The 21,897-nt window shown below is 66.3% G+C and carries 20 protein-coding genes and 1 tRNA gene; 9 read left to right on the top strand and 12 right to left on the bottom strand.

The window, feature by feature from the left end:
* Positions 1-4: 4 nt before the first annotated feature.
* From GQY20_RS13110 to GQY20_RS13100, 3 genes are all read right to left on the bottom strand, one after another.
* Positions 5-235 carry a hypothetical protein gene (locus GQY20_RS13110; protein WP_157217545.1) on the bottom strand — a complete coding sequence of 77 codons (231 nt, stop codon included), beginning with the start codon at positions 233-235 and terminating at the stop codon, positions 5-7.
* Positions 236-446: 211 nt separating this feature from the next.
* Positions 447-2,489: a S9 family peptidase gene (locus GQY20_RS13105; RefSeq protein ID WP_157217544.1), complete on the bottom strand. Its 2,043-nt coding sequence runs from the start codon at positions 2,487-2,489 to the stop codon at positions 447-449.
* A gap of 309 nt (positions 2,490-2,798) precedes the next feature.
* Positions 2,799-3,221 carry a DUF2497 domain-containing protein gene (locus GQY20_RS13100; RefSeq protein ID WP_157217844.1) on the bottom strand — a complete coding sequence of 141 codons (423 nt, stop codon included), beginning with the start codon at positions 3,219-3,221 and terminating at the stop codon, positions 2,799-2,801.
* On the opposite strand from GQY20_RS13100, the gene GQY20_RS32140 reads away from it, so the two are divergent.
* On the top strand, positions 3,204-3,359 hold the full coding sequence (locus GQY20_RS32140; protein WP_198350969.1) for a hypothetical protein: 156 nt from the start codon (positions 3,204-3,206) through the stop codon (positions 3,357-3,359). The two genes, GQY20_RS13100 and GQY20_RS32140, sit on opposite strands and share 18 nt — an antisense overlap.
* A 6-nt stretch (positions 3,360-3,365) precedes the next feature.
* Here the strand turns inward: GQY20_RS32140 and GQY20_RS13095 are convergent, their stop codons facing one another.
* The gene (locus GQY20_RS13095) at positions 3,366-4,817 is read right to left on the bottom strand and encodes a TolC family outer membrane protein (protein ID WP_157217543.1); all 1,452 of its coding nucleotides are present in this window, start codon (positions 4,815-4,817) and stop codon (positions 3,366-3,368) included.
* Positions 4,817-5,470 carry a protein-L-isoaspartate O-methyltransferase family protein gene (locus GQY20_RS13090; RefSeq protein ID WP_157217542.1) on the bottom strand — a complete coding sequence of 218 codons (654 nt, stop codon included), beginning with the start codon at positions 5,468-5,470 and terminating at the stop codon, positions 4,817-4,819. Before GQY20_RS13090 ends, GQY20_RS13095 begins: the two co-directional genes overlap by 1 nt.
* Positions 5,471-5,632: 162 nt before the next feature.
* Here GQY20_RS13090 and GQY20_RS13085 point away from each other — a divergent pair.
* From GQY20_RS13085 to GQY20_RS13070, 4 genes are all read left to right on the top strand, one after another.
* Positions 5,633-5,706, top strand: a tRNA-Cys gene (locus GQY20_RS13085).
* Between the two features lie 186 nt (positions 5,707-5,892).
* On the top strand, positions 5,893-8,148 hold the full coding sequence (locus GQY20_RS13080; RefSeq protein ID WP_157217541.1) for an ATP-binding protein: 2,256 nt from the start codon (positions 5,893-5,895) through the stop codon (positions 8,146-8,148).
* Positions 8,149-8,604: a response regulator gene (locus GQY20_RS13075; RefSeq protein WP_157217540.1), complete on the top strand. Its 456-nt coding sequence runs from the start codon at positions 8,149-8,151 to the stop codon at positions 8,602-8,604. It abuts the gene before it with no gap.
* 1 nt (position 8,605) lies between these two features.
* On the top strand, positions 8,606-10,249 hold the full coding sequence (locus tag GQY20_RS13070) for a hybrid sensor histidine kinase/response regulator (protein WP_157217539.1): 1,644 nt from the start codon (positions 8,606-8,608) through the stop codon (positions 10,247-10,249).
* Between the two features lie 68 nt (positions 10,250-10,317).
* Here GQY20_RS13070 and GQY20_RS13065 read toward each other — a convergent pair whose 3' ends face one another.
* A complete protein-coding gene (locus GQY20_RS13065) occupies positions 10,318-11,148 on the bottom strand; it encodes an alpha/beta fold hydrolase (protein ID WP_157217538.1) in 831 nt (276 codons plus the stop codon).
* A 139-nt stretch (positions 11,149-11,287) separates the two neighbouring features.
* Between GQY20_RS13065 and GQY20_RS13060 the strand changes: the two genes are divergently transcribed.
* Positions 11,288-11,710 carry a hypothetical protein gene (locus GQY20_RS13060; protein WP_157217537.1) on the top strand — a complete coding sequence of 141 codons (423 nt, stop codon included), beginning with the start codon at positions 11,288-11,290 and terminating at the stop codon, positions 11,708-11,710.
* 57 nt (positions 11,711-11,767) lie between these two features.
* On the opposite strand, the gene GQY20_RS13055 is transcribed toward GQY20_RS13060, so the two are convergent.
* Together GQY20_RS13055 and GQY20_RS13050 are read right to left on the bottom strand one after the other, a co-directional pair.
* The gene (locus GQY20_RS13055; protein ID WP_157217536.1) at positions 11,768-13,414 is read right to left on the bottom strand and encodes a tetratricopeptide repeat protein; all 1,647 of its coding nucleotides are present in this window, start codon (positions 13,412-13,414) and stop codon (positions 11,768-11,770) included.
* 36 nt (positions 13,415-13,450) lie between these two features.
* On the bottom strand, positions 13,451-14,146 hold the full coding sequence (locus tag GQY20_RS13050) for a cistern family PEP-CTERM protein (RefSeq protein ID WP_157217535.1): 696 nt from the start codon (positions 14,144-14,146) through the stop codon (positions 13,451-13,453).
* A gap of 210 nt (positions 14,147-14,356) precedes the next feature.
* Here GQY20_RS13050 and GQY20_RS13045 point away from each other — a divergent pair, with 210 nt between their 5' ends.
* Entirely contained in the window at positions 14,357-15,709 is a 1,353-nt protein-coding gene (locus GQY20_RS13045; protein ID WP_157217534.1) for a hypothetical protein, read from the top strand.
* 17 nt (positions 15,710-15,726) lie between these two features.
* On the opposite strand, the gene GQY20_RS13040 is transcribed toward GQY20_RS13045, so the two are convergent.
* The 4 genes from GQY20_RS13040 to GQY20_RS13025 form a co-directional block, all read right to left on the bottom strand.
* Positions 15,727-16,704, bottom strand: a complete 978-nt coding sequence (locus GQY20_RS13040) for an aldo/keto reductase (RefSeq protein ID WP_157217533.1) — start codon at positions 16,702-16,704, stop codon at positions 15,727-15,729.
* Positions 16,705-16,992: 288 nt separating this feature from the next.
* Positions 16,993-18,744: an N-acyl-D-amino-acid deacylase family protein gene (locus tag GQY20_RS13035; RefSeq protein ID WP_157217532.1), complete on the bottom strand. Its 1,752-nt coding sequence runs from the start codon at positions 18,742-18,744 to the stop codon at positions 16,993-16,995.
* Between the two features lie 97 nt (positions 18,745-18,841).
* Positions 18,842-19,447 (bottom strand): TetR/AcrR family transcriptional regulator, encoded by a 606-nt coding sequence (locus tag GQY20_RS13030; protein ID WP_157217531.1) that lies wholly within the window; start codon positions 19,445-19,447, stop codon positions 18,842-18,844.
* A gap of 47 nt (positions 19,448-19,494) precedes the next feature.
* On the bottom strand, positions 19,495-20,439 hold the full coding sequence (locus tag GQY20_RS13025; RefSeq protein ID WP_157217530.1) for an aldo/keto reductase: 945 nt from the start codon (positions 20,437-20,439) through the stop codon (positions 19,495-19,497).
* Between the two features lie 142 nt (positions 20,440-20,581).
* Between GQY20_RS13025 and GQY20_RS13020 the strand changes: the two genes are divergently transcribed.
* Together GQY20_RS13020 and GQY20_RS13015 are read left to right on the top strand one after the other, a co-directional pair.
* The gene (locus GQY20_RS13020; RefSeq protein WP_232476033.1) at positions 20,582-21,130 is read left to right on the top strand and encodes an MgtC/SapB family protein; all 549 of its coding nucleotides are present in this window, start codon (positions 20,582-20,584) and stop codon (positions 21,128-21,130) included.
* An 80-nt stretch (positions 21,131-21,210) separates the two neighbouring features.
* Positions 21,211-21,822 (top strand): cysteine hydrolase, encoded by a 612-nt coding sequence (locus tag GQY20_RS13015; RefSeq protein ID WP_157217529.1) that lies wholly within the window; start codon positions 21,211-21,213, stop codon positions 21,820-21,822.
* Positions 21,823-21,897 lie beyond the last annotated feature (75 nt).

The following is a 21,897-nucleotide window of genomic DNA, read 5'->3' as shown; positions in this document are numbered from 1 at the left end:
AAACCTATGAATCGCGAGATGAGGATGCCATCTGCTCCGCCTCCGCTACCCGCCGCTCCCTACGCACGCGACGGACATTGGCCCTGAACGCAGCCAGAAAATCTGCTGCAAAGGTCGGGCTATCCGCATCAACGACACGAACACGGACCCATTCGCCGTTTTCACGACGCATCCGATATCTGGGTTTGCTCGGTTTCCCGATATCAAGCGGCCCATTGACGATTTCGACCTTCATCACGGTCTCCTGCCAACTCTAGCATCGAGCGCTTGATCGGGTTCCTTCCACCACGCCTGCGTCACCCCAGCGGAAGCTGGGGTCGCTCTCAACAGTCACCCGCCCCCCTGTCGAAAGTGATGCCAGCTTCCGCTGGCATGACCAGGAAAGAATAGAGCGAACTTCTGGTTCACCTCGTTAGAATAGTAGATTACCTACCTGTATCGAAAGCCTATTTCTTCGTCCACTGCGCCAGCCAGCCCAGCACCTCGTGATGCCATTGCAGGCTGTTCTTCGGCTTCAGCACCCAGTGATTCTCGTCGGGGAAGACGAGCAGGCGCGACGGGATGCTGCGCTGCTGGAGCGCGGTGAAGGCGCCCAGCCCCTGCGTCACTGGGATGCGGAAGTCTTTCTCGCTGTGGATGATCAGCATCGGCGTCTTCCACGCGGTGACGTGGTTCACCGGGTTCCATTTCTCATACTCTTCCGGCTTCTCATAATAGGGGCCGCCATGCTCCCATTCGTCGAACCAGAGCTCCTCGGTCTCATAGGCCATGCCGCGCGCGTCGAACACGCCGTCATGGTTGACGATGCAGCGGAATCGGTCCGGCCAGTTGCCGGCGATCCAGTTCATCATGAAGCCGCCATAGGAGGCGCCGAGTGCGCAAGCGTCATCCGCATTCAGCCAGGGGAATTTCGCGGTCGCCGCGGCAAGGCCGAATTTCAGGTCCTGGAACGGCTTGCCGCCCCAATCGCGGTTGATGCTGTCGGTGAAGGCCTGGCCGTAGCCGACCGACCCGTGGAAATCGATCATCACCGCGCCATAGCCAGCGCCGGTGAACACCGCCGGGTTCCAGCGATAGGACCAGCCATTGCCGAAGCTGCCCTGGGGGCCGCCATGGACGAGGAAGGCGATCGGCGCCTTGGCGTCCTTGGCGAGCGCCGGCGGCTTCACCGCATAGCCCCACACCGTGTCGCCATTGGCACCGGCGAAGCTGAAGCGGGTCGCCTCGGGCATGTCGATGCCGGCGAGCTTGTCGGCGTTGACGACGGTCAGGCGGGCGGGCTTGCCATATTCGTCGAGCCGGTAGAGATCGCCGGGCTCGGTCAGGCTGTTGAGCGTGTAGAGCACGCCGTTGCCGCTTGGCACCGCGGCGGCGACGCTGCCTTCGCCGGTCATCCGCCGCACCTTGCCGTCGGCCAGGTCGACCTGGAACAGCGGCTCGTCGAGATGGTCGAGCGCGGTGACGTACAGGCTGCGCGAATTGGGCGCCCAGGCAATCGATGCGACCGATCGGTCCCAGCCCTCGGTGAGGGCGCGCGTCTCGCCGGTCTTGAGATCGCGGATCTGCACGACCATCCGGTCGCTCTCATAGGTCGGCCGCTTCATCGCCGCCCAGGCGAGATAGCGTCCGTCGGGCGAGACGACGGGCCAATTGTCGGTCGCCTGGTTGGCGGCGGTCAGATTCTTCGGCGCGGCTGACCCGTCGGCGGGCGCGGCGAAGATGTCGAGATTGGTCGAGCGCGCCTCGATCCGGCCCGCCTCGCGCAGCGCGAAATAGAGCGTCGCGCCGTCCGGGCTCCAGCCGATCTCCTCGCCGCCGCCGAACGGCTTGGAGGGTACGTCACCTTCCAATCCCTTCGAGATCAGCACGCCATTGCCCTGCGCCGCGCCATTGGCGATCGGCAAGGTGAACAGGCGCGAGCGCTGGTGGTCGGACCATGTATCCCAATGCCGCACGAACAGCTTGTCATAGACGCGCCCGCTGCCGGCAGTGGCCGCGGGCTCCGGCTGCTTGCAGGCGAGGTCGGCGCAATCGAGCGGACGGTCCGCCCACACGGCGACGCGGCCGTCGCCGGGCGCGACCTTGAAGCCTGAAATGTCGAAGGCGGGCGCCGTCACCTGGTGCGCCTCGCCGCCGCCCAGCGGCTTGCTCCACACCGCGCCGCCGCCCTTGTCGGACAGATAATAGAGGGTCCGGCCGTCGCTCGAAAATTGCGGGCTGCTCTCGCTCGCGGCAGGATCGGCGGCGAAGGCGATCGGCTTCGCGCCCTTCTTCGTCAGATCGAGCAGCCAGATGTCGGTGCGGCCCTTGTTCGCGGCGAGATCGGTCTCGCGCAGCGAAAAGGCGGCCCAATGGCCGTCGGACGAAACGGCGGGATCGCCGATGCGGCGGAGGTTGACGAGATCGTCCGGCGTGAAGGGTCGGGCGATGGCGGTGGAGGTGCTGATAATGGCGAGCGCACCCAGGCCCGCGATCATAACGGCTTTCATCGCCCGCAATTAGCAGCACTTTCCCTTTACGGAAAGCCGCCGGACAGGGTCTGGCAGGGCAATCGCATGAAACGAAGAGCGCGTATTAATCCTCCCCGCAGGGGGCTGTGGCATTCACACATCGTTGATTGGGAGCTTTCCCCTCTTCGTCACCCCAGCGAAAGCTGGGGTCGCTCTGCGCAGTCATCCGGCTGCCTGTCGAGAGTGATGCCAGCTTCCGCTGGCATGACGGGAAAAAAGCGACACAAACCGATGCGTGAATCCGGTAGCCCCGTTCCGGGGAGGATGAGGACGCCGTTCTCTAAAGGCTCAGAGGCTGGTGCCGGTGATACGGGCTATCTCGCGCGTCACGAGCGTTTCCACGAGTTCGGGAAGATTGGCGTCGAGCCATTCCTTGAGCAATGGCTTCAACAACTCGCGCACCAGCCCTTCCAGCGTGTTGTCGAGGCCGGGTTCGGACTTGATCGACATCGTGGCAAGACGGGCAAGGGCCGCGCGGCTGGCCTCCGCGGCATCGCCGGACACGAGAGGCCCGTCCTGATCGACGTCGACCGTCTGGGTCAGCTCCAGCACGCTGTCCTGCGAATCGGCGCTCGGCTCAGGATCGGGGACCACGCGCGGCCGCGGTCGCGCGGCGGGAGAAGGCGCCGGCCCGGCGCCATCCTCTGCGATGATACGCTTGATGGAAGCGAGTATGTCTTCCATCGACGGTTCGTGGCGAACATCCCCCATAGCGGGCCCGATATTAATCACATTTCCAGCCATGTCACGGGCTTCCTCACCGATCCGTTAACCGCCGACCCCATGTTGCGCGTGCATCACAGCTTCACCGCCTGTTTCGTCGTCGCCGCCCGTGCCGGGGAAGGTTGAAACGGCTTATTTCTCCGTCGGCCCGTAGGTCGGAGTCGCAACCGCTCTCGGCGGCCCGTCGCCGTGCCAGTCGGACCAGTCGTTCGCGGCCTTGCGATAATGGATCGAGGGATCGTAGAGCGTGCCGCCATCCAGGCCGAGATCCGCCGCCCCCGCCCTGCCCATCGCCGCGAGCAACGCGAAGCCGGCGACATAGGCGTCGCGACGGGCGCTGACGAGCTGCACCCGCGAGTTGAGCAACTCCTGCTCGGCGTTCAGCACGTCGAGCACGTTGCGCGTGCCCACCGTATTCTCCGCCCGGGTGCCTTCGAGCGCCAGTTCGTTGGCGGAGACAGCGGTTTCGGAGGATTTGATCACCGCCAGCGCCGCCTGATAATTGGCGAAGGTCGATCGTGCCTGGGCGACGACGTTGCGTTCCACCGCCACCACCTGCTCCAGCGCCTGGCGCGCCTCGGCCTCGGCCCTGCGCACCTGGGCACTCGGCAGGCCGCCCTGATAGAGCGGGATGGTCAGCGACAGGCCGGCCGAGGTGGTGGCGCCATGCTGGGTGAAGGTGCCGATGCTCTCGCCTCCGAGCGAGGAAGAAGCCGGCAGCGAATTGAAATAATTCAGATAGTTGGCGCCGCCGACCGCTGAGAGACGCGGCATCCGCGCCGCCTTCGCTACCTTGATGTCGTAGCCGAACGCCTCGGCATTCTTGCGCGCCGCTAGCAGATCCGGATTGTTGGCGACGGCCACCTCGACCGCGTCCTGCGTATCCTGCGGCAGATTGGGCAAAGGCGGTGGCGGATCCAGCATGTCGGCGACCAGGCCGATCACCCGCAAATATGTCTCGCGGCTCGCGGTCAGCGTCGCCTCGGCGGCGTCCAGCTGGCTCCGCGCGCCGGCGAGGCGCGCTTCGGACTGGGCAACGTCCGTCTTGGTGACGTCGCCGACCTCGAACCGGTCGTTGGTCGCGCGCAAATTGGTGTCGAGCACGCTGACATTCTTCTGATTGAGCTCGACGATCGCGGTATCGCGGATCACGTCCATATAGGCGGCGACGACCTGCGTGAACACATCCGCCTCGCTGGACCGGAGCGTCGAGAGGCCGGCGGTATTGCGCAGCTTCGCCGCCTTGATGCCGTTGGACACCGCCCCGCCCTGGTAGATCGGGATCGAGGCATTGATGCCCGCGGTGAGCTGCCGGTTCGGCGAGGTGAGGTTCAGGCCGGAGCGGCGCAGATTCTCGGTATAGTCGGCCGTCGCGCCGACATTGGGCCGCGCTCCGGCCTTGGCGATGCCCACATCGGCGTCGCGCGCATCCTGCGCGGCGCGCGCGCCGGTCATCTCCGGATTGCTGTTATAAGCCGAAATCAGCGCCTCGCGCAGCGACGCCGCCTCAGCCCCGCCGCCGGCCAGGGCGACGGACACCAGCCCGCCAAGCCACAGGCGGCGCACGGATCGAGGCGCACCCATCAGAAGCTGAATGCCCTGGGCCTCGCGAATCCCGGCAGCGCGGCCGCATCCGCATCGACGAAGGCGCGAGAGCCGAAGCCGCTTCCCGAACGCCGGCCGATGGTCAGGCGGCTCACGCCCTTCTCGATCACCGCGGCAGCCAGGCGGCCGCCATCGGCAAGCTGGGCGACGAGCGCGTCGGGCAACGTCTCGATCGCGCCATCGACCAGGATCAGATCATAGGGGCCGCCCTCAGCCCAGCCGTCCGCGAGCGGGCCGGACACGACGGTGACATCGGACACGCCCGCAAAGGTCTTCTCGAGGGCGGCGACGAGCGAGGGCTCCTCCTCCAGCGCGACGACCGACGCGGTGAGCCGCGCCAGCAGCGCCGCGGCATAGCCAGTGGCCGCGCCGACGACGAGCGTGCGATCCCCCGGCATGGGATGGGCCTCGGTCAGCAGCCGGCCGGTCACCAGCGGCGGGTTGAGCGCGCGGCCATTGCCCAGCGGCACCGTTATATCGAGATAGGCCAGCGACTCGCGCTCGGCCGGCACGAACCGCTCGCGCGGCACCGCGGCCATCGCGGCGACGACCGCCGCGTCGTTGACTGCCGCCGTCCGGAGCTGGTTCGACACCATCGCCCGACGCATCGCCTCGAAATCCTGCTTGCTCATGGCCCCGCCTTCGTCGCACAACTGTCTTATCGGCACAATACAGTAAAGCCCGATCTGAGGCTTCTATAGCGTTGATCAGGCAAGGCCAAGCGGCTTGCTGTTGCGATGCGGCAACTGTTGGCTGTTGACAGATGCAGCCGCTGTCCTCATTGCGCCCGCTCCGGCCCGATGGCGGAGTGGTGACGCAGCGGACTGCAAATCCGTATACGCCGGTTCGATTCCGGCTCGGGCCTCCATCTATTCCAACCCGTCGCACGATGTCGCGTGCGGCGGGCTTTTTCGGGGTTCGCACGGCCTCGACGGACGGAAGCTCCGGAACGACGATCCGGGCTGGTCTAAATATGAGTCGGAAGTTATTGAAGCTTCTGCTCGGATCTCTCGACAAGCCATTGAAATTCTTGTCGCATAGTTGGGAGAAACGGATGACGGTCGACGGCCCAACCGACCAGCAGCCCAGCCGGACCGCGGGTCTGGACGATTGCGCGCGCGAGCCCATCCATGTTCCGGGCAGCATCCAGCCGCAGGGCTGCCTGTTCGTGCTCTCCCCCGATACGCTGACGATCGAGCAGGCCGCGATCGGCCCGACATCCGGTCTCGGCGAGGCAGCACATTATCTGGGCAGTCCGGTCCAGCATGTCCTGCCGCGCGGGTTCGAGCGCGTCGTTGCGCAGCTCGTCTCCGGCATTTCCAGGGACGGACAATCCTATCTCGGCCGCATTGCCCGCGCAGGCGGTTCGCTGCATGCGTTCGCGCACCATGCGCCCGATGCGCTGATCCTGGAACTGGAAGAGGCGCCAGCCGAGGATTCGGAGACGTTCGGCGACGTCTATCCCTTCATGCGCACCTTTCTCGACGCCTTCCAGGAGACCGATTCGATCGAGACGCTGGGCGCTATCGCGGCCCGCGAAGTGTGCCGCATCACCGGCTTCGATCGCGCGCTGGTCTATCGTTTCGACAAGGATATGAACGGCACGGTGATCGCCGAGCATCGCAACGATGTGCTGCCCTCCTATCTCGATCTGCGCTTTCCCGCATCCGACATCCCCGCGCAGGCGCGCGAGCTCTACCGGCTGAACCGCCTGCGCCTGATCGCGGATGCGCACTATCAGCCGGTGCCGATCGTGCCGGCCATCAATCCGCGCACCGGCCGGCCGATCGATCTCAGCCATGCCACCTTGCGCAGCGTCTCGCCCGTGCACCTCGAATATATGCGCAACATGGGCACCGGCGCCTCCATGTCCGTGTCGCTGCTGCGCGAGGGCGCGCTATGGGGGCTGCTCTCCTGCCACAATCAGGCGCCGCGGCGCGTGCCCCATCAGGTGCGCAATGCCTGCGATTTCGTCGGTAAGATCCTCTCGCTGCAGATCGCCGCGCGTGAGCAGACCGCGCTGGCCGAGCGACGCATCGCGCTGCGCGCCGTGCAGGGGCGGCTGCTGGCCAGCATGGCCACGGAGGATCATTTCGTCGACGGGCTGATGGCACGGCCGCAGGACCTGCTCGATCTCACCCATTCGCAGGGCGCGGCGGTGATCTTCGGCGAACGATGCCGGTTGACCGGCGAAACCCCCGGCGAAGAAGCGGTGCGCGCCATCGTGAGCTGGCTCGAAGAACGCGCGATCGACGATCTCTTCGCCACCGAGAGCCTGGCCCAGCACATTCCCGGGGCCGAAGCGTTCAAGGATCAGGCCAGCGGCCTCGTCGCCGTGCCGATCTCGCAGATCCATGCCAGCTACGTGCTCTGGTTCCGCCCCGAGGCGGTTCGCACCGTCGGCTGGGGCGGATCGCCGGTGAAGCCGATGGATTCAGCGCCCGCTGGTGCGCGCATCCATCCGCGAAAATCCTTCGAGGTCTGGAAGGAGACGGTCCGCCTGCGCGCGCTGCCGTGGGACGAGGCGGAGATCGACGCCGCCAGCCTGTTGCGCGGTGCGATCGTCGATATCGTCCTGCGCCGCGCCGAGGAGATGGCGGAGCTCAACGATCAGCTTGTCCGATCGAACAGGGAACTGGAAGCCTTCAGCTATTCCGTCAGCCACGATCTGCGCGCACCGTTCCGCCACATCGTCGGCTACGCTCAGCTCCTCAAGCAGAACGAGGGCGAAGCGCTTTCCGAACGGGCCAACCGCTATATCGACACGATCATCGAATCAGCCCTGTCGGCCGGCACGCTGGTCGACGATCTGCTCAACTTCTCCCAGATGGGACGCTCGAGCCTGCATCCTCTGCGGATCGACATGAACGGCCTGGTCGATGAGGTCCGGCAGCGCCTCGCCATGCATATCGGCGACCGGGAGATCGAATGGAAGATCGGCGCGCTGCCGCCCGTAGTCGCCGATCCCACGATGATGCGGCTCGTCATCCAGAACCTGCTGGACAATGCGATCAAGTTCAGCCGCCACCGCGCGCATGCGGTGATCGAGGTGGGATCGCAGCCCGGCAATGGCGAGACCGTCTATTTCGTGCGTGACAACGGCACCGGCTTCGACATGGCCTATGTCGGCAAGCTGTTCGGTGTCTTTCAGCGGCTCCATCGGGTCGAGGAGTTCGAAGGCACCGGCATCGGCCTTGCGAATGTGAAACGCATCGTCGAACAGCGTCATGGCGGACGTGTCTGGGCCGAGGGTAAAGTCGATCAAGGCGCAACGATCTTTTTCGCGCTACCGAACGCCACCGGAGGTTGAATGGCTGCACCCGAATTGAAACCCATCCTGCTCGTCGAGGACAGTCCCAAGGATGTCGAGTTGACGCTGGCCGCACTGGAGCGGTGCCAGCTCGCCAACACCGTCGTCGTCACGCGCGATGGCGCGGAGGCGCTCGACTATCTGCATGCGCGTGGCGCCTATGCAGGCCGGAACAGCGGCGATCCGGTCGTCGTCCTGCTCGACCTGAAGCTGCCCAAGGTGGACGGGCTCGAAGTGCTGGAGCAGATCAAGAGCGACCCGCGGCTGCGCCACACCCCCGTCGTGATGCTGACTTCGTCGCGCGAGGAGCGCGATCTGGTGCGCAGCTATCAGCTCGGCGTGAACGCCTTCGTCGTCAAACCGGTCGGCTTCGAGCAATTCTTCGAAGCGATCCAGGATCTCGGCATGTTCTGGGCCGTTCTCAACGAACCGCCACCGAGAGGATTCGCTGCCTGAGATGAACGCACGCCCCACCGTCGACCTGTCGCCGATCCGCGTCCTGCACTTGGAAGACAGCGCGATCGATGCCGAGCTGATCGGGGAATATCTGCGCCGGGCGGCACGCCCCTGCACGGTCGAGCGGGTGTGGTCGCGGGCGGATTTCGTCCGCGCGCTCGAAGAAAACCGATATGATCTGATCATCGCCGACCATCAGCTACCCGCCTTCGACGGCGAAGCAGCGCTGGCCATCGCGCGCGAAATCGCGCCCGAGACGCCGTTTGTGTTCGTCTCCGGCACGCTCGGCGAGGATGTCGCCGTGGAAGCGCTGAAGCGCGGCGCGACCGACTATGTCGTCAAACAACGGCTGCATCGCCTGCCTGCCGTGGTCGATCGGGCACTGGCCGAGGCGCATGAACGAAGCGAGCGCCGGCGCGCGGAGGAGGAGCTGCGGCGGCTCAACGAGACGCTGGAACAGCGCATCGTCACGGCGATCGCCGAGCGCGAGGCAGTGCTCTCCCAACTTGCCGAGCTGCAGAAGATGGAGGCGGTGGGCCAGCTTACCGGCGGCGTCGCCCATGACTTCAACAACCTGCTGACGCCGATCGTGGGCAGCCTCGATCTGCTGCGACGGCGCCTGGAAGGCGACGATCGCTCGCAGCGCCTGATTGCGGCGGCGATGCAGGGCGCGGATCGCGCCAAGACGCTCGTTCAGCGGCTGCTCGCTTTCGCGCGCCGGCAGGTGCTGGAGCCGCGCGCGGTCGATGCACATGCGCTGATCGAGGGCATGATCGATCTCGTCGCGCGCACCGTCGGCTCACAGATCGAGATCCGCGTCACGGCCGCCCCCGATCTGCCGCCGGCGCGCGTCGATCCCGGACAGCTCGAGCTCGCGCTGCTCAATCTTGCGGTGAATGCGCGCGATGCGATGCCCGGCGGGGGCACGTTGCGCTTCGCCATCGATGCCCATGATGTGGGCCCCGACCATGGCATGGCGCTGCGCCACGGCCGTTATGTGCGCATTTCAGCCTGCGATACCGGCTGCGGCATGGACGAGGAGACGCTGAAGCGCGCGATCGAGCCCTTCTATTCCACCAAGGGCGTCGGCAAGGGCACCGGTCTCGGTCTCTCCATGGTCCATGGGCTCGCCGCCCAATCGGGCGGCGCACTTCACCTCGAAAGCACGCCCGGCCGTGGTACCTGCGCCGAAATGTGGCTGCCCGTGGCCAATGAAGCCGCGGAAGACATGAATGCGGGCACGCCGCGAGGCGTGCCGGCCACCCCGCCGGCGGTGATCCTGCTGGTCGACGACGAAGAAAGGGTGCGCGCAGGCACGGCGGAGCTGCTGGCCGATCTCGGCCACAGCGTGACGGAGGCAAGCTCCGCCACGCATGCGCTCTCCCTGCTGCGGGATGGTTTGCGGCCCGATCTGGTGATCACCGACTATCTCATGCCCGGCATGACAGGCGCGGATCTCGCGGCCGAGGTCCAGCGCCTGTTTCCCGGCATGCCCGTGCTGCTGGCAACCGGCTATGCGCAGCTTGCCGGACATCAGATGGCCAGCCTGCCGCTGCTCGCGAAGCCGTTCCGCCAGGCGGAGCTCGCCGGACGTATCCACGAGCTGCTGGCCGAGCAGGGCAGCACGATCAGGGGCGTCGCCTGAGAAGGCCCGGGGCCGAACGGCGCGCCGAAGCGCATCCCGCAACCGGCCCCGCACGCCCTTCGGTCTCGTCAGCTCCGGATGAAGGCCAGCAGATCGGGATTGATGATCTCGGGATGCGTGGTGCACATGCCGTGCGGCAGCCCGTCATAGCTTTTCAGCGTGCCGTTCTTCAGCAGCTTGACGGACAGCGGAGCGGAATCCGCATAAGGAACGATCTGGTCGTCGGTTCCGTGCATCACCAGCACGGGCACCTCGATCGCCTTCAGATCCTCCGTGAAGTCCGTCTCCGAAAATGCCTTGATGCAATCATAATGGGCCTTGGTTCCGCCCATCATGCCCTGCCGCCACCAGTTGCGGATGACGCCCTGGCTCGGCGTCGCGCCGTCGCGATTGAAGCCGTAAAACGGCCCGGACGGCACATCCAGGTAGAATTGCGCGCGATTGGCCGCCAGCGCTGCCCGGAAACCGTCGAACACCTCGATCGGTAGCCCGCCCGGATTGGCATCCGATTGCACCATCACCGGCGGAACCGCGCCGATCAGCACCGCCTTGGCAACGCGGCCCGGCTCTGCCCGTGCGACATAATGGGCCACCTCGCCGCCACCGGTGGAATGACCGACATGCACGGCGTCTTTGAGATCCAGCGCCGCAACCAGCGCGGCGACATCCGCGGCATAAGTGTCCATCTCGTTGCCGGTCGCCGTCTGCGTCGAGCGGCCATGGCCGCGGCGATCGTGCGCGATCACGCGGAAGCCCTCGCCCAGGAAGAACAGCATCTGGTTGTCCCAGTCGTCGCCGCTCAACGGCCAGCCATGATGAAAGACGATCGGCTGCGCATCCTTCGCGCCCCAATCCTTGTAGAAGATCTCGGTACCGTCCTCGGTGGTGATCGTGCCCATCGCTCCATCCTTTCATCGCGCGGGAGAAGGTCTCGTCCGGCGCTTGAAGGAATAATGGCGCTCGGGCAGCTTCGCGACGGGAATATTGCCTGCGCCCCCGCGAATCCGGCGCCGCTCGGCCAAAAGAAGGAGGAAGAGGATGGACATGTATCGCGCCGAGGCATTTTGCCGCAGCTATGGCGACGCCATGGCGGCCGAGGATGGCCGGGCCATCGCAGGCCATCTCGGCTTTCCCTACATGTCCTTCACCAACGGCCATGTCGGCGCGATGCGGAATCGCGGCGAAGCGGACGCCGCCTGCATCGGCCAGTTCGAGCGGTGGCGCAGGATCGGCCCCGGCTTCACCCTCCATCTCGTCGACATTGCGATCGAGCCGGTCTCCGGCGAATCCGCGCTCTGCCATCTCGCCATGGAGACACGCGGGCGCGACGGCTCGGCCGGCTGGCGCTGGACCAACGTCTATGGCCTGCGCCAGACCGCGCAGACCCAGCATTTCGAATTCGCCGTCGCCGACAACCAACTCCGCGAACTGCTCGCCCGCTACCCGGACTTCTACGGCTGAACCGCGGCCCCTTTCGCTTGAAGGGCGATGGCGAGAGGATGAGGCCGGCGCGGCGCCCTAGCTCCGTCCGAGGAACGCGACCGCCTGACGCCTCTCTCGGAAAGGGGCGGCGTTGAGGTTCAGCGCCGCCGCCGCCTCGCGCCGTGCGTCGTCCGCCTTGCCGCTGACCGAGAGGGCCTGGGCGAGATGCCAGCGTATATTGGGATTGGCCGGCGCCTTCTGTGCGGCAAGCTGGAGCATCGGCAGGCCGTCGGCCGACTGCCGGTCGGCCGAAAAGCTGATCCAGCCCAGCGTATCGAGAACCGCCCCGTTGGAAGGAGCGAGCGCGGCAGCCTTGCGGGCAAGCGGCTGCGCCTGCGCGACATCGCCCGCGTTGAAATAGGCCCAGGCGAGATTGTTCAATATCGCTGCATCGCGATCGCCGATATCCGATCGGATGCGTTCGTAGATGGCGATGGCGCGACGCCAGTCGGCCGCAGCGATCGCGCGGTCGCCATCGACGACCTGACGGGCGAGAGACTGCGCATCCGGCCTGGCCGCGCGGGCAGCATAGACTTTCGCGGCCGCTGCATCGCCCTGCTTGGTAAGCGCCTGCGCCATCAGGGTCAGGCTTTCCCGTGGCGCGCCCAGCTGATCGGCGGCAGGCCGCAGCGCGTCGATCGTGCCGGCGACATCGCCTGCGCGCCACTTCGCCGCGGCAAGCAGCCGGCGCGCGGGCAGATTGACCGGCTGACGCGAGACCAGCTTGTCCAGTTGATCGATCGCGCTTTCATTATTGCCCAGTCGATAGTCGAGCGCGCCGCGCAGAAGCATGGCGGGCGGATAATCGTCGAGTGCATCGCCGCCGCGCATCAGCAGCGTTCGCGCCAGCTCGTCATGCCCCGCATCCGCCGCAAGCTGCGCCTGGAGCTGAAAGGCATAGGAATTCTTCGGATCGAGGCGCAGCACCTGCCGCGTCGTCGCAAGCATCGCGCGGGTCTTGCCGCTGTCGCCCTCGATACCGGCACGCGTCAACAGCGCCGATAAATTCTGCGGATCGATCGCCAGCGCACGGCCGACCCAGGCACGGGCGCCGGTGAAATCCTTGTTCCGCGAGGCGATATCCGCCTGCAGCAGTATCGCTTGGAGCGATCGCGGATCGGCTTGCAGCGCGCTCTTCGCGCTCGCCTGCGCCGCGGACTGGTCGCCCAGCGCAAGCCGCAGGCGGCCGAGATCGGACCAGGTCCAGGCATCGTTCGGCGCGATGCGCAACGCATCCTTGAACGCCGCCTCGGCGCCAGCCGCATCGCCCTTCGCCGCCAGCGCCTCGCCCGTGACGCGCAGCGCGACCGCGCGATGGGCCGGCGGCGCCGCGACAGCCTCCGCTAGAGCCTGATCGAGCTTGCCCTGGCGCAGCAGCGCCTGGGCCATCAGATGATGCGTTTCCGATGCGGCCACGCCCCCGGCCAGCGCGCGCTGGAGCTCGGCTTCGGCCGCAATGCCATCGCCGCTTTCCAGCGCGGTGCGCGCCATCATCAGATGCGCCCGGGCATTGCCGGGGTCCGCCTGCACGGCGTTGAGCGCCTCGATGCGCGCGACCGCCACGTCATGGCGATCGAGCGCAGTCTCGGCATTTTTGAGCGAGACCGCAGGAGGTTGCTGCGCCACCTTGCCGCACCCGGTGAGTGCCAGGGCAGCAAGCGAAACGCTGACGAGAATACGCATATGCACCTCCGGACGTCTCTGCCGGCGATTTCCGTGTCAGGCCGCCAGAGCCAGACGGCGTGCCGGACGGCTGCGATTACGCGCGAAGGCGAGTCCCGCAAGGCCCACACCGAACAGGAGCAATGCCGAAGGCTCCGGAACCGGCGTGCCACCGCCCGACGAGCTGAGCGTGCCGGAGCCGACCGCGGAACTGATCCCACCGGCGCCGCTGATCGACTGATAGCGCACGAAGAAGTCGCTCAGGCTGAGCAGATCCGTCGGTGACGAGAAGTCGAGCGTCAGCGTTCCCGAAGCCGAGTTGCCGAGATCGACGCCGTCGCCGCCGCCACCGGCACAATTATTCGTGCCGCCGCCGCCTTTGAAGCAAACATCGACGGTGCCGACATTGGGCGCGTTGCCGGTTCCGACCGTATCGAAGACGCCGGTCGAGGAGGCGCCGGCAATGTCGGGATCGGTGTTGAAGCCGAAGCCCGAAATGCGCGATCCGGTGATTGGCGTGCCGGACGTGTTGTTGACGGTATAATCGAAGGTGTAGGAGTTGCCCGACACGCCCGAAAGGGTGAAGACGGTCTGGCCGGTCAATCCGTCGATCGTTCCCGCGCCGGTATAGCCGTTATAGTCCAGCGTGAAGCTCTTGCCGATATCCGTCGGCGCGACGCTGATCGAATCGGCAAAGGCCGGGGTTGCTACGAGAGCCAGGCACAGACCGGGCAATAGAAATGACAGGCGCATCGGCTTCCTCCCCACATCATGGTCGGACTTACCAAGCAAACATCATGCCAAAACACCGAATCAACATGTTGAATGGTTAACGACGCGCCCGGTGTAAATATTATCGACATTTTAACCGTCAGAGAGCGGCGTCGCGAAGCCGCGAAAATTCATCGTGCGAGAGACAAGGGACCTCCCGGCAATCCCTCCACCCATGCCAGCCTGGCTATCATGACCGACTACAGCCCCGCCCTGATCCCCGTCGTCCGCACGCTTGCGGCGCGCGGCGCGCTCGACAAGGATCTCGCTACCGCCTTCGGCGTGCCCTTCACGACCATCCGCGCCTGGAAGCAGCAGCATCCCGACTTCGCCGCCGCCTGCCGTCTGTCACCGGAGGCGGCGGACGCAGCCGTCGAACGCGCGCTGTTCCGACTGGCCACCGGCCATGACCGCGAGACCGAGCAGCTTGCCCTGAAGGACGGCGAACTGATCCGCACCACCGTCACCGAGCATGTCCCGCCCAACGACAGGGCCGCCGCCTTCTGGCTGCGCATCCGCCGCCCCGCCCGCTGGGCCGCGCCGATGGTGATCCGACGAGCCGGCCCCGACGATCTCACGCCTACCGAAGAGAGACTGCGCGAGATCGAGCATGTCGCCTATGAGGCCTGGTGTGCCGCGGTCGACGGCGAGCCGGAGATGGAAGGCGACGCCGACACGCTCGCTCGGATCGACGCGCTCGCTCCGGCGGATACGCCGACGGACGATACCGATCCTCTTCAGTTTCTCGCCGATCATCCTCCCCCGCAGGGGGAGGGGGACCAGCCGCAGGCTGGTGGAGGGGCTCACCTCCACTGCGGGCGTGTCGCCTGTCATACGCGGGAACCCCTCCACCGTGCTGCGCACGGTCCCCCTCCCCCTGCGGGGGAAGATGAAATGGCCGAACCGGCGGCAAGCGATACCCTCCCTCATCGCATACACCCCCCTCTGCCGGCACCGATCACCGCCCCCCTCGTCGAACCCATCGACGCCGACCCGCCCGCACCCGCATCACGCTACGACCCCGCCTTCGTGCCCTTGGCCCGTGCGCTGGCCGGACAAGGCGCGCTCGACCGCGATCTCGCCCATGCCTTCGGCGTCACCACCACCACCATCCGCCAATGGACGCTCCGCCACGCCGCCTTCGGCCAAGCCGTACGCCTTCCCAAAGACGTTGCAGACGATGCCGTCGAAGCCGCCCTCTTCGCCCGCGCCACCGGCTACAGCCATGTCCGCGAGAAGATCTTCCGTAACGACGATGGCGACATCATCCGCACCCAGACCCGCGTCGAGCAGCCGCCCTCGCTCGCGGCCATCCTCTTCTGGCTCTCCCGCTGCCCCGACCATCGCTGGTCGCTGAACGCCCGCCCCGATCTCGATCCGGACGAAGCCGCCGCCCTCATCGCCAAGACCCGCGAACGCGTCGCCGACTATGATCTCCACCGCCGCCACTGGCGCACCCATGGCTGCGCACCGCCCGGCCGCGACGAACCCGAGCCGCCCGAGTGGCTCTGGGACGAGGTGGAGGACTGGGACGAGGCCGCCTGATCGAGGGCGGCACCGCTTCAGCTGTGCCCGATCACCGCGTGCGGCACATAGGGGGCTTCGAGCTGCGCTATCTCCTCGGCCGACAGCTCGATATCGAGCGCCGCCACCGCATCTTCGAGATGGCCCGGCTTGGAGGCGCCGATGATCGGCGCGGTCAGGCCCTTCTTCTGCAGCACCCAGGCGAGCGCGATCTGCGCACGCGGCACGCCCCGCGCGGCGGCGACCGCCGCCACCGCCTCGATCACGCCGCGATCGGCCCCTTCGAGATCGTAGAGCGTCGCACCGAACTGGTCGGTCCTGGTACGCTCGGTCTCCTCGCCGACCGGCCGGGTCAGCCGGCCGCGTGCCATCGGGCTCCATGGGATCAGGCCCACGCCCTGATCGAGGCAGAGCGGGATCATCTCCCGCTCCTCCTCCCGGTACAGCAGGTTCACATAATTCTGCATCGAGACGAAGCGCGTCCAGCCATTGCGCTCGGCGACATGCTGGGCCTTGGCGAATTGCCACGCATACATGGAGGATGCGCCGATATAGCGCGCCTTGCCTGCCTTCACGACATCGTGCAGCGCCTCCATCGTCTCCTCGATCGGCGTGTGCGGATCCCAGCGATGGGTCTGGTAGAGATCGACATAGTCGGTGCCGAGCCGCGTCAGGCTGGCGTCTATCTCATGCATGATCGCCTTGCGCGACAGCCCCATCCCGTTCGGGCCCGGCCGCATCGGGCTGAACACCTTCGTGGCGATCACCACCTCGTCGCGCTTCGCGAAATCCCGGAGTGCCCGGCCGACGATCTCCTCCGAGCTGCCGGCCGAATAGACATTGGCAGTGTCGAAGAAATTGATGCCGAGTTCCAACGCCTGCTTGATGAAGGGACGGCTCTGCTCCTCCGGCAGCGTCCATTCGTGCATGCCCCGCCCCGGCTCGCCATAGGTCATGCAGCCCAGGCAGAGGCGCGACACCTCGAGCCCCGTCGATCCCAGCCTCGCGGTCTTCATCAGCCGATGCTCCCTGCTTTACGGACACGGCAGGCCGCCATGCCATGTGTCGGATGCGCGCGAGGTGGGTGCGGTGCCTTCGCTTGGCAAGGCAGCAGCGGCGAAATCCTCCGCGGGAGTGGAACCGGTTGCGACAAGCGTCATGGGCTCATCAATTCGTCATGCCAGCGCAAGCTGGCATCACTCTCAAAACGCACGCCGTACGGAGTAGAGAGCGATGCCAGCTTACGCTGGCATGACGTGGATTTATGCGAAGATCCCCGCTCCCCAGCAAACTGGGGGCGGATTTTACTCCGCCGCGATCTTCACCGCTTCGGCCTCTCCCTGCGGAGACAGCCATGTCCCCGGCTTGGCGCCCGTCGCCTGCTTGCCGTCGAACGTCACCTCGCCACCCACCACGGTGAGCCGCATCGGCGCGGCCGGGCGGGAATAGCGCCAGGTGATGCCGCCCATGCCGTCGTCCGCATCATAGACACGCTCCATGTCGTGGCGCTGCAGCTCGTCGAGGTTGAACACGGTGAGGTCGGCGCGCTTGCCCACCTTGATCTCGCCGATGTCCGTCAGGTTGAAATGGCGGGCGAGCTTGCCGGTCTGGATGTGCACCGCCTGCTCTACGGAGATCACCTTCAGGTCGCGGACATATTTGGTGAACAGCAGGATATTCTCGCCGCCGCCGCACAGCATCTGCTGGTGCGCGCCGGCGTCGGAGATGTTGCCGACCGTATTCGGGTCGTTCATCAGCTCGACCACCAGATCCTCGATCAGCGCGTCCGCCGCCATCCGCACCGCGGAGCGCACGCCATTGGCGAGGAACCATTCGGCCATCGCGTCGGACCGGTGCACGCCGAGCTGCTCGGCATAGTCCTGCAGCGTGATGTCGAACGGCCCGGTGCCGTTGTCCGAGCCGATGCGGGTCAACAGCAGGCGATCGCAATTATTCTGCGGCGCCATCGGCCAGCATTTCGTGTCCCACGTCTCGCGGGCGCGGGCGCGCCAGTCCGGATCGCGCAGGATTGCGGCTTTTTCCTCGTCCGTCTCCGCCAGCACCACCTCATGCCAGACATAGTCGTTGGACTGGGCGAAGAGCAGCGACTTGAAGATGCTGATCTGCGCGGTGAGCGCGACATGGGCATAACCCGGCCACACGTCGATGCCCTCGGCGCGCATCGCGGCGATCCGCTCCTTCATCGGCGCCACGCGCTCGCGGCTATATTCGCGGAAGGGGATGGCGCCGGCGATCTGGACGCGGAAGCCGCGGCCCTTCAGCATGCGCGTCATCCGCTCGGTCTGGGCCGGGCCGGTGTGGCGCATGATATTGTCGATGATCACCTGATAGCAGGCGCCGGGATGACGATCGAGCACGTCGAACAGCGCCATGAACTCGTCGTCCTCGGCCTTCAGCGTCGGGATCGGCCGGTTCTGCCCGTCATGGTCGAGCAGATTGTCGGAAAGGCCCAGCGCGCCGGCCGCCAGCGCGTCGTCGAGCAGCGCGGCCATCTGCGCGATCTCGTCCTTCGTCGCCGCGCGCTCCCAGGCATCCTTGCCCATCACGGTCAGGCGCAGCGCGATATGGCCGACGAAGATCGCCATATTGGCCGGCAGCTTCACGCGGGCCTCGACCGATTTGCGGTATTCGGAGAATGTGTGCCAGTCGAATGGGAGATGCTTGAGGAAAGGCTCAAGCGGAATATCCTCGAAGAAGGAGAAGATCTTCACCATTTCGAGTTGCGCGTCCTTGTCGCGCGAGATGGGGGCGGCGGTGAAGCCGCAATTGCCGCTGATGATGGTGGTGACGCCATTGCCCGGCAGCGGATCGAGCTCGGGCTGCCACCACATCGGCGCGTCATAATGGGTGTGCGCCTCGATGAAGCCCGGCGCGACGTAGCAGCCCTGCGCGTCGACCACCGTCTCGCCGGCCGCGGCGGTCAGGCCCTTGCCGATTTCCACGATGCGATCGCCGGCAATGCGCACGTCCGCCGCGAAGCCCGGTGCGCCGGTGCCGTCGATCACGGTGCCGTTGCGGATCAACATGTCGCTCATTTCCCGCTCTCCAATGCTGGGGTGACGGCCGGATCGCATCAGGGCGCCCGACTCAATTTGGACCCAGTCTAGTTTTTTCGGAAGCCGCGTCTACTGCTTAAATCAAGCCGCGCTGGCGCAGCACCTCGCCGATCCAGGCCGCAGTGGCGACGAGCCGGTCACGCAGCGGATAGGCCTCGTCGAAGCGCCAGCGCTGCACCATGTTGAGATAGGCACCCACCGCGAGCTCGGCGATCAGCCGGCGCTCGGCCGCATGCCGCTCCGCGCCTGGCAGGTCGGCCCCGAGCAGGCGATCATATTGGTCGAGCAGCTCGTCGAGCCGCGGCACGATGCTGGCGTCGTTCCAGCCGAGCTCGCTATGGCCGACCACCGGCCCCCAATAGCTGCGCTCCCGCTCCAGCCGCTCGCCCGCACCGGAAAAGACCGTCATGATGCGCTCCGCCGGATCGTCCGTCGCCGCACAGCAACGGGCGATGCGATCCGCGAAGGCGTGCCGCGTATCCTCGGCCAGGCCATCGAGCAGCGCGGTCTTGCCGTTGAAATAGTTGAATAAGGTAGCGCGCGAGACGCCCGCCGCGGCGGCGATGTCGTCCATCGTCGTGCCATCGACGCCATGGGCGGTGAAACGCGCCCGTGCGACCTCCAATATGGCGGCGCGGGTACGTTCCTTATTCTGCTCGCGGCGGGAAACGGGCCGGGTCATCCCCCCTCGATGCGGGACGCACCGGCCCGGAGCAACAATTTTCGCTATTAGGCGGCTTCGAGCACGCCGGTGATGCGGTCGATCTCGTCCAGCTCCGGCTTGCTCAGCGTCCAGCCGGCGGCGTGGGCGTTGCTCACCACCTGCTGCGGCTTGCTGGCGCCCGCGATGATGCTGGCGACGCTGGGCTGCGCGGCGAGCCAGGAGAAAGCGAGCTCCAGCAGCGTATGGTCGCGCTCCTTGGCGAACGTCTCAAGCTGGGCGGCGACCTCCCATTTCCTGGGATCGCGATAGGGATCGAAGAAGGCCGGCGCATTGGCCAGGCGCCCGTCGGCAGGCACCGGCTCGCCGAGCTTGTACTTGCCGGTGAGCACGCCGTTGGCGAGCGGGAAATAAGGCAGCAGGCTCATCTCATAGCGGGCGAGGACGGGCGCCAGTTCCTTTTCGAGCCCGCGGACGAGCAGGCTATATTCGTCCTGCGCGGTGGCGAAGGGCGCGATACCGGCGCCGACCGCGATCTCCTGCGCCTCGCGCAGCTGCGCCGCCGGCAGGTTGGAACAGCCGATCGCGCGCACCTTGCCCGCCGTCAGCAGGTCCTGCAGCGCGCGCAGCGTCTCCTCGATCGGCGTCACCCCGTCGGGGAAGTGGAGCTGGTAGAGATCGATGCGGTCGGTGCGCAGCCGCGCAAGGCTGCTCTCCACCGCCTTCACGATATAATCGCGCGTGCCCTTGCGCTCGCCTTCCAGCGGATCCTGCGGGCTGCCGAACTTGGTGGCGATCACAAAGGCGTCGCGGCGACCCGCCAGCACGTCGCCGAGCAGCTCCTCGGACGGGCCGTAGCTGATCGCCGTATCGATGAAGTTGACGCCATTGTCCGCCGCCGCATCGACGATCGCGCGCGTCGTCTCCAGATCGGCCGTCCAGCCGAAATTATTGCCGCCGAGACCCACGACCGAAACCTGGATCCCAGATTTGCCCAGCTCACGAAATTCCATGTCGACGCCTCTCCGCACCCGCCCCGCATCCGGGGACTCACGCGCTCGTTTCTGGCACCGCCGGAGACGGATGGGAACGTCGATCGCTTCATGAATCGGGCAGCATCACAAAAAGGGACGTTCGGCCGAAGAGCCATTCGCGATGGCGGTGGAACCATCGCGGCGATCGTCGGTACATCCAGCGATGATCGAGGAGGATTGGACAACCATCGCGCTCCGCCTGGGGCTGGCGACGGTCATCGGCCTCATACTCGGCTTCGAGCGCGAGTGGCGGGGCCATGACGCGGGCCTGCGTACCCATGCGCTCGTCTCGCTCAGCGCCGCGATGATCATGCTTTCCGCGCTGCTCATCTCCGACGATCTGGTGCGCCAGGGCAGCCGCAGCGATCCGCTCCGCGTCGTGCAGGGCCTCGCCCAGGCGATCGGCTTCATCGCGGGCGGCCTGATCTTCGTGCGCGGCGGCGACGTGCGCAACATGACCACCGCCGCGAGCCTGTGGGTCGCGGCGGCAGGCGGGATTGCGGCGGGCGCGGGCCAGATCGCTCTTGTCCTGATCGGCACCGGCATCGCCCTGCTGCTGCTGACCTCCCTCACCCTGCTGAAACGGCTGATGCCGAAGCATGCGGAACCGGCCACGGAGGATGACGAGTTGCTCCTGCCCAACCGGCGCGGCACGATCAGCAAGAAATAGCACCCCTCACCTTGCGCACATCCCAACGGCGATCGCATGGTAGCAATCTCGTCGAACCCCCAACGCCCCGAGGCAAAGCCATGGACCCCCGCACCACCGCCCTCGTGCTGATCGAATATCAGAATGACTTCGTGAAGGAGGGCGGCGCGCAGCATGCGGCCGTGGCCGGCGTGATGGAACGCACCAACATGCTCGCGAACAGCATCGCGGTGGCGCGCGAGGCGCGCGCGGCGGGCGCAACCATCATGCTGGCGCCGATCCGCTTCGCCGAGGGCTATCCCGAAATATCGCGCCAGCCCTATGGCATATTGAAGGGCGTGTTCGATTCCCGATCCTTCCGCGCCGGAAGCTGGGGCGCCGAAATCATCGACGAGCTGGCGCCCCAGCCCGGCGACGTGGTGATCGAGGGCAAGCGCGGGCTGGACTGCTTCGCCAGCACGAACATCGATTTCGTGCTCCGCCAGCGCGGTATCGAGACGGTGGCGCTCGCCGGCTTCCTCACCAATTGCTGCGTCGAATCGACGATGCGATCGGCCTATGAACGCGGCTATAAGGTCATCACCCTGACGGATTGCGTCGCGACGCTGGGCGAGGAGGAGCAGCGCGTGGCGATCGAGAAGGATTTTCCGATGTTCTCCTTGCCGATGACGCATGATCGGTTCCTCGCCGAACTCGCCGCGCCGGGCGACTGATCCAATCCGGTGCCGATGGCCGGAACGGCTTTGACTTCACTTTTTGCCCATGCGTGGGCAGCGCATGAGAGGGGA

This window comes from Flavisphingomonas formosensis (assembly GCF_009755815.1).
In the GTDB taxonomy this organism is placed as follows: domain Bacteria; phylum Pseudomonadota; class Alphaproteobacteria; order Sphingomonadales; family Sphingomonadaceae; genus Flavisphingomonas; species Flavisphingomonas formosensis.
This window is presented reverse-complemented; position numbering and strand designations above follow the sequence as displayed.

Excerpts from the sequence above, each read along its gene's own strand:
- GQY20_RS13110 (WP_157217545.1), bottom strand. The coding sequence starts at position 235 with ATGAAGGTCGAAATCGTCAATGGGCCGCTTGATATCGGGAAACCGAGC.
- GQY20_RS13105 (WP_157217544.1), bottom strand. The coding sequence starts at position 2,489 with ATGAAAGCCGTTATGATCGCGGGCCTGGGTGCGCTCGCCATTATCAGC.
- GQY20_RS13100 (WP_157217844.1), bottom strand. The coding sequence starts at position 3,221 with ATGGGGGATGTTCGCCACGAACCGTCGATGGAAGACATACTCGCTTCC.
- GQY20_RS13095 (WP_157217543.1), bottom strand. The coding sequence starts at position 4,817 with ATGGGTGCGCCTCGATCCGTGCGCCGCCTGTGGCTTGGCGGGCTGGTG.
- GQY20_RS13090 (WP_157217542.1), bottom strand. The coding sequence starts at position 5,470 with ATGAGCAAGCAGGATTTCGAGGCGATGCGTCGGGCGATGGTGTCGAAC.
- GQY20_RS13080 (WP_157217541.1), top strand. The coding sequence starts at position 5,893 with ATGACGGTCGACGGCCCAACCGACCAGCAGCCCAGCCGGACCGCGGGT.
- GQY20_RS13075 (WP_157217540.1), top strand. The coding sequence starts at position 8,149 with ATGGCTGCACCCGAATTGAAACCCATCCTGCTCGTCGAGGACAGTCCC.
- GQY20_RS13070 (WP_157217539.1), top strand. The coding sequence starts at position 8,606 with ATGAACGCACGCCCCACCGTCGACCTGTCGCCGATCCGCGTCCTGCAC.
- GQY20_RS13065 (WP_157217538.1), bottom strand. The coding sequence starts at position 11,148 with ATGGGCACGATCACCACCGAGGACGGTACCGAGATCTTCTACAAGGAT.
- GQY20_RS13060 (WP_157217537.1), top strand. The coding sequence starts at position 11,288 with ATGGACATGTATCGCGCCGAGGCATTTTGCCGCAGCTATGGCGACGCC.
- GQY20_RS13055 (WP_157217536.1), bottom strand. The coding sequence starts at position 13,414 with ATGCGTATTCTCGTCAGCGTTTCGCTTGCTGCCCTGGCACTCACCGGG.
- GQY20_RS13050 (WP_157217535.1), bottom strand. The coding sequence starts at position 14,146 with ATGCGCCTGTCATTTCTATTGCCCGGTCTGTGCCTGGCTCTCGTAGCA.
- GQY20_RS13045 (WP_157217534.1), top strand. The coding sequence starts at position 14,357 with ATGACCGACTACAGCCCCGCCCTGATCCCCGTCGTCCGCACGCTTGCG.
- GQY20_RS13040 (WP_157217533.1), bottom strand. The coding sequence starts at position 16,704 with ATGAAGACCGCGAGGCTGGGATCGACGGGGCTCGAGGTGTCGCGCCTC.
- GQY20_RS13035 (WP_157217532.1), bottom strand. The coding sequence starts at position 18,744 with ATGAGCGACATGTTGATCCGCAACGGCACCGTGATCGACGGCACCGGC.
- GQY20_RS13030 (WP_157217531.1), bottom strand. The coding sequence starts at position 19,447 with ATGACCCGGCCCGTTTCCCGCCGCGAGCAGAATAAGGAACGTACCCGC.
- GQY20_RS13025 (WP_157217530.1), bottom strand. The coding sequence starts at position 20,439 with ATGGAATTTCGTGAGCTGGGCAAATCTGGGATCCAGGTTTCGGTCGTG.
- GQY20_RS13020 (WP_232476033.1), top strand. The coding sequence starts at position 20,582 with ATGGCGGTGGAACCATCGCGGCGATCGTCGGTACATCCAGCGATGATC.
- GQY20_RS13015 (WP_157217529.1), top strand. The coding sequence starts at position 21,211 with ATGGACCCCCGCACCACCGCCCTCGTGCTGATCGAATATCAGAATGAC.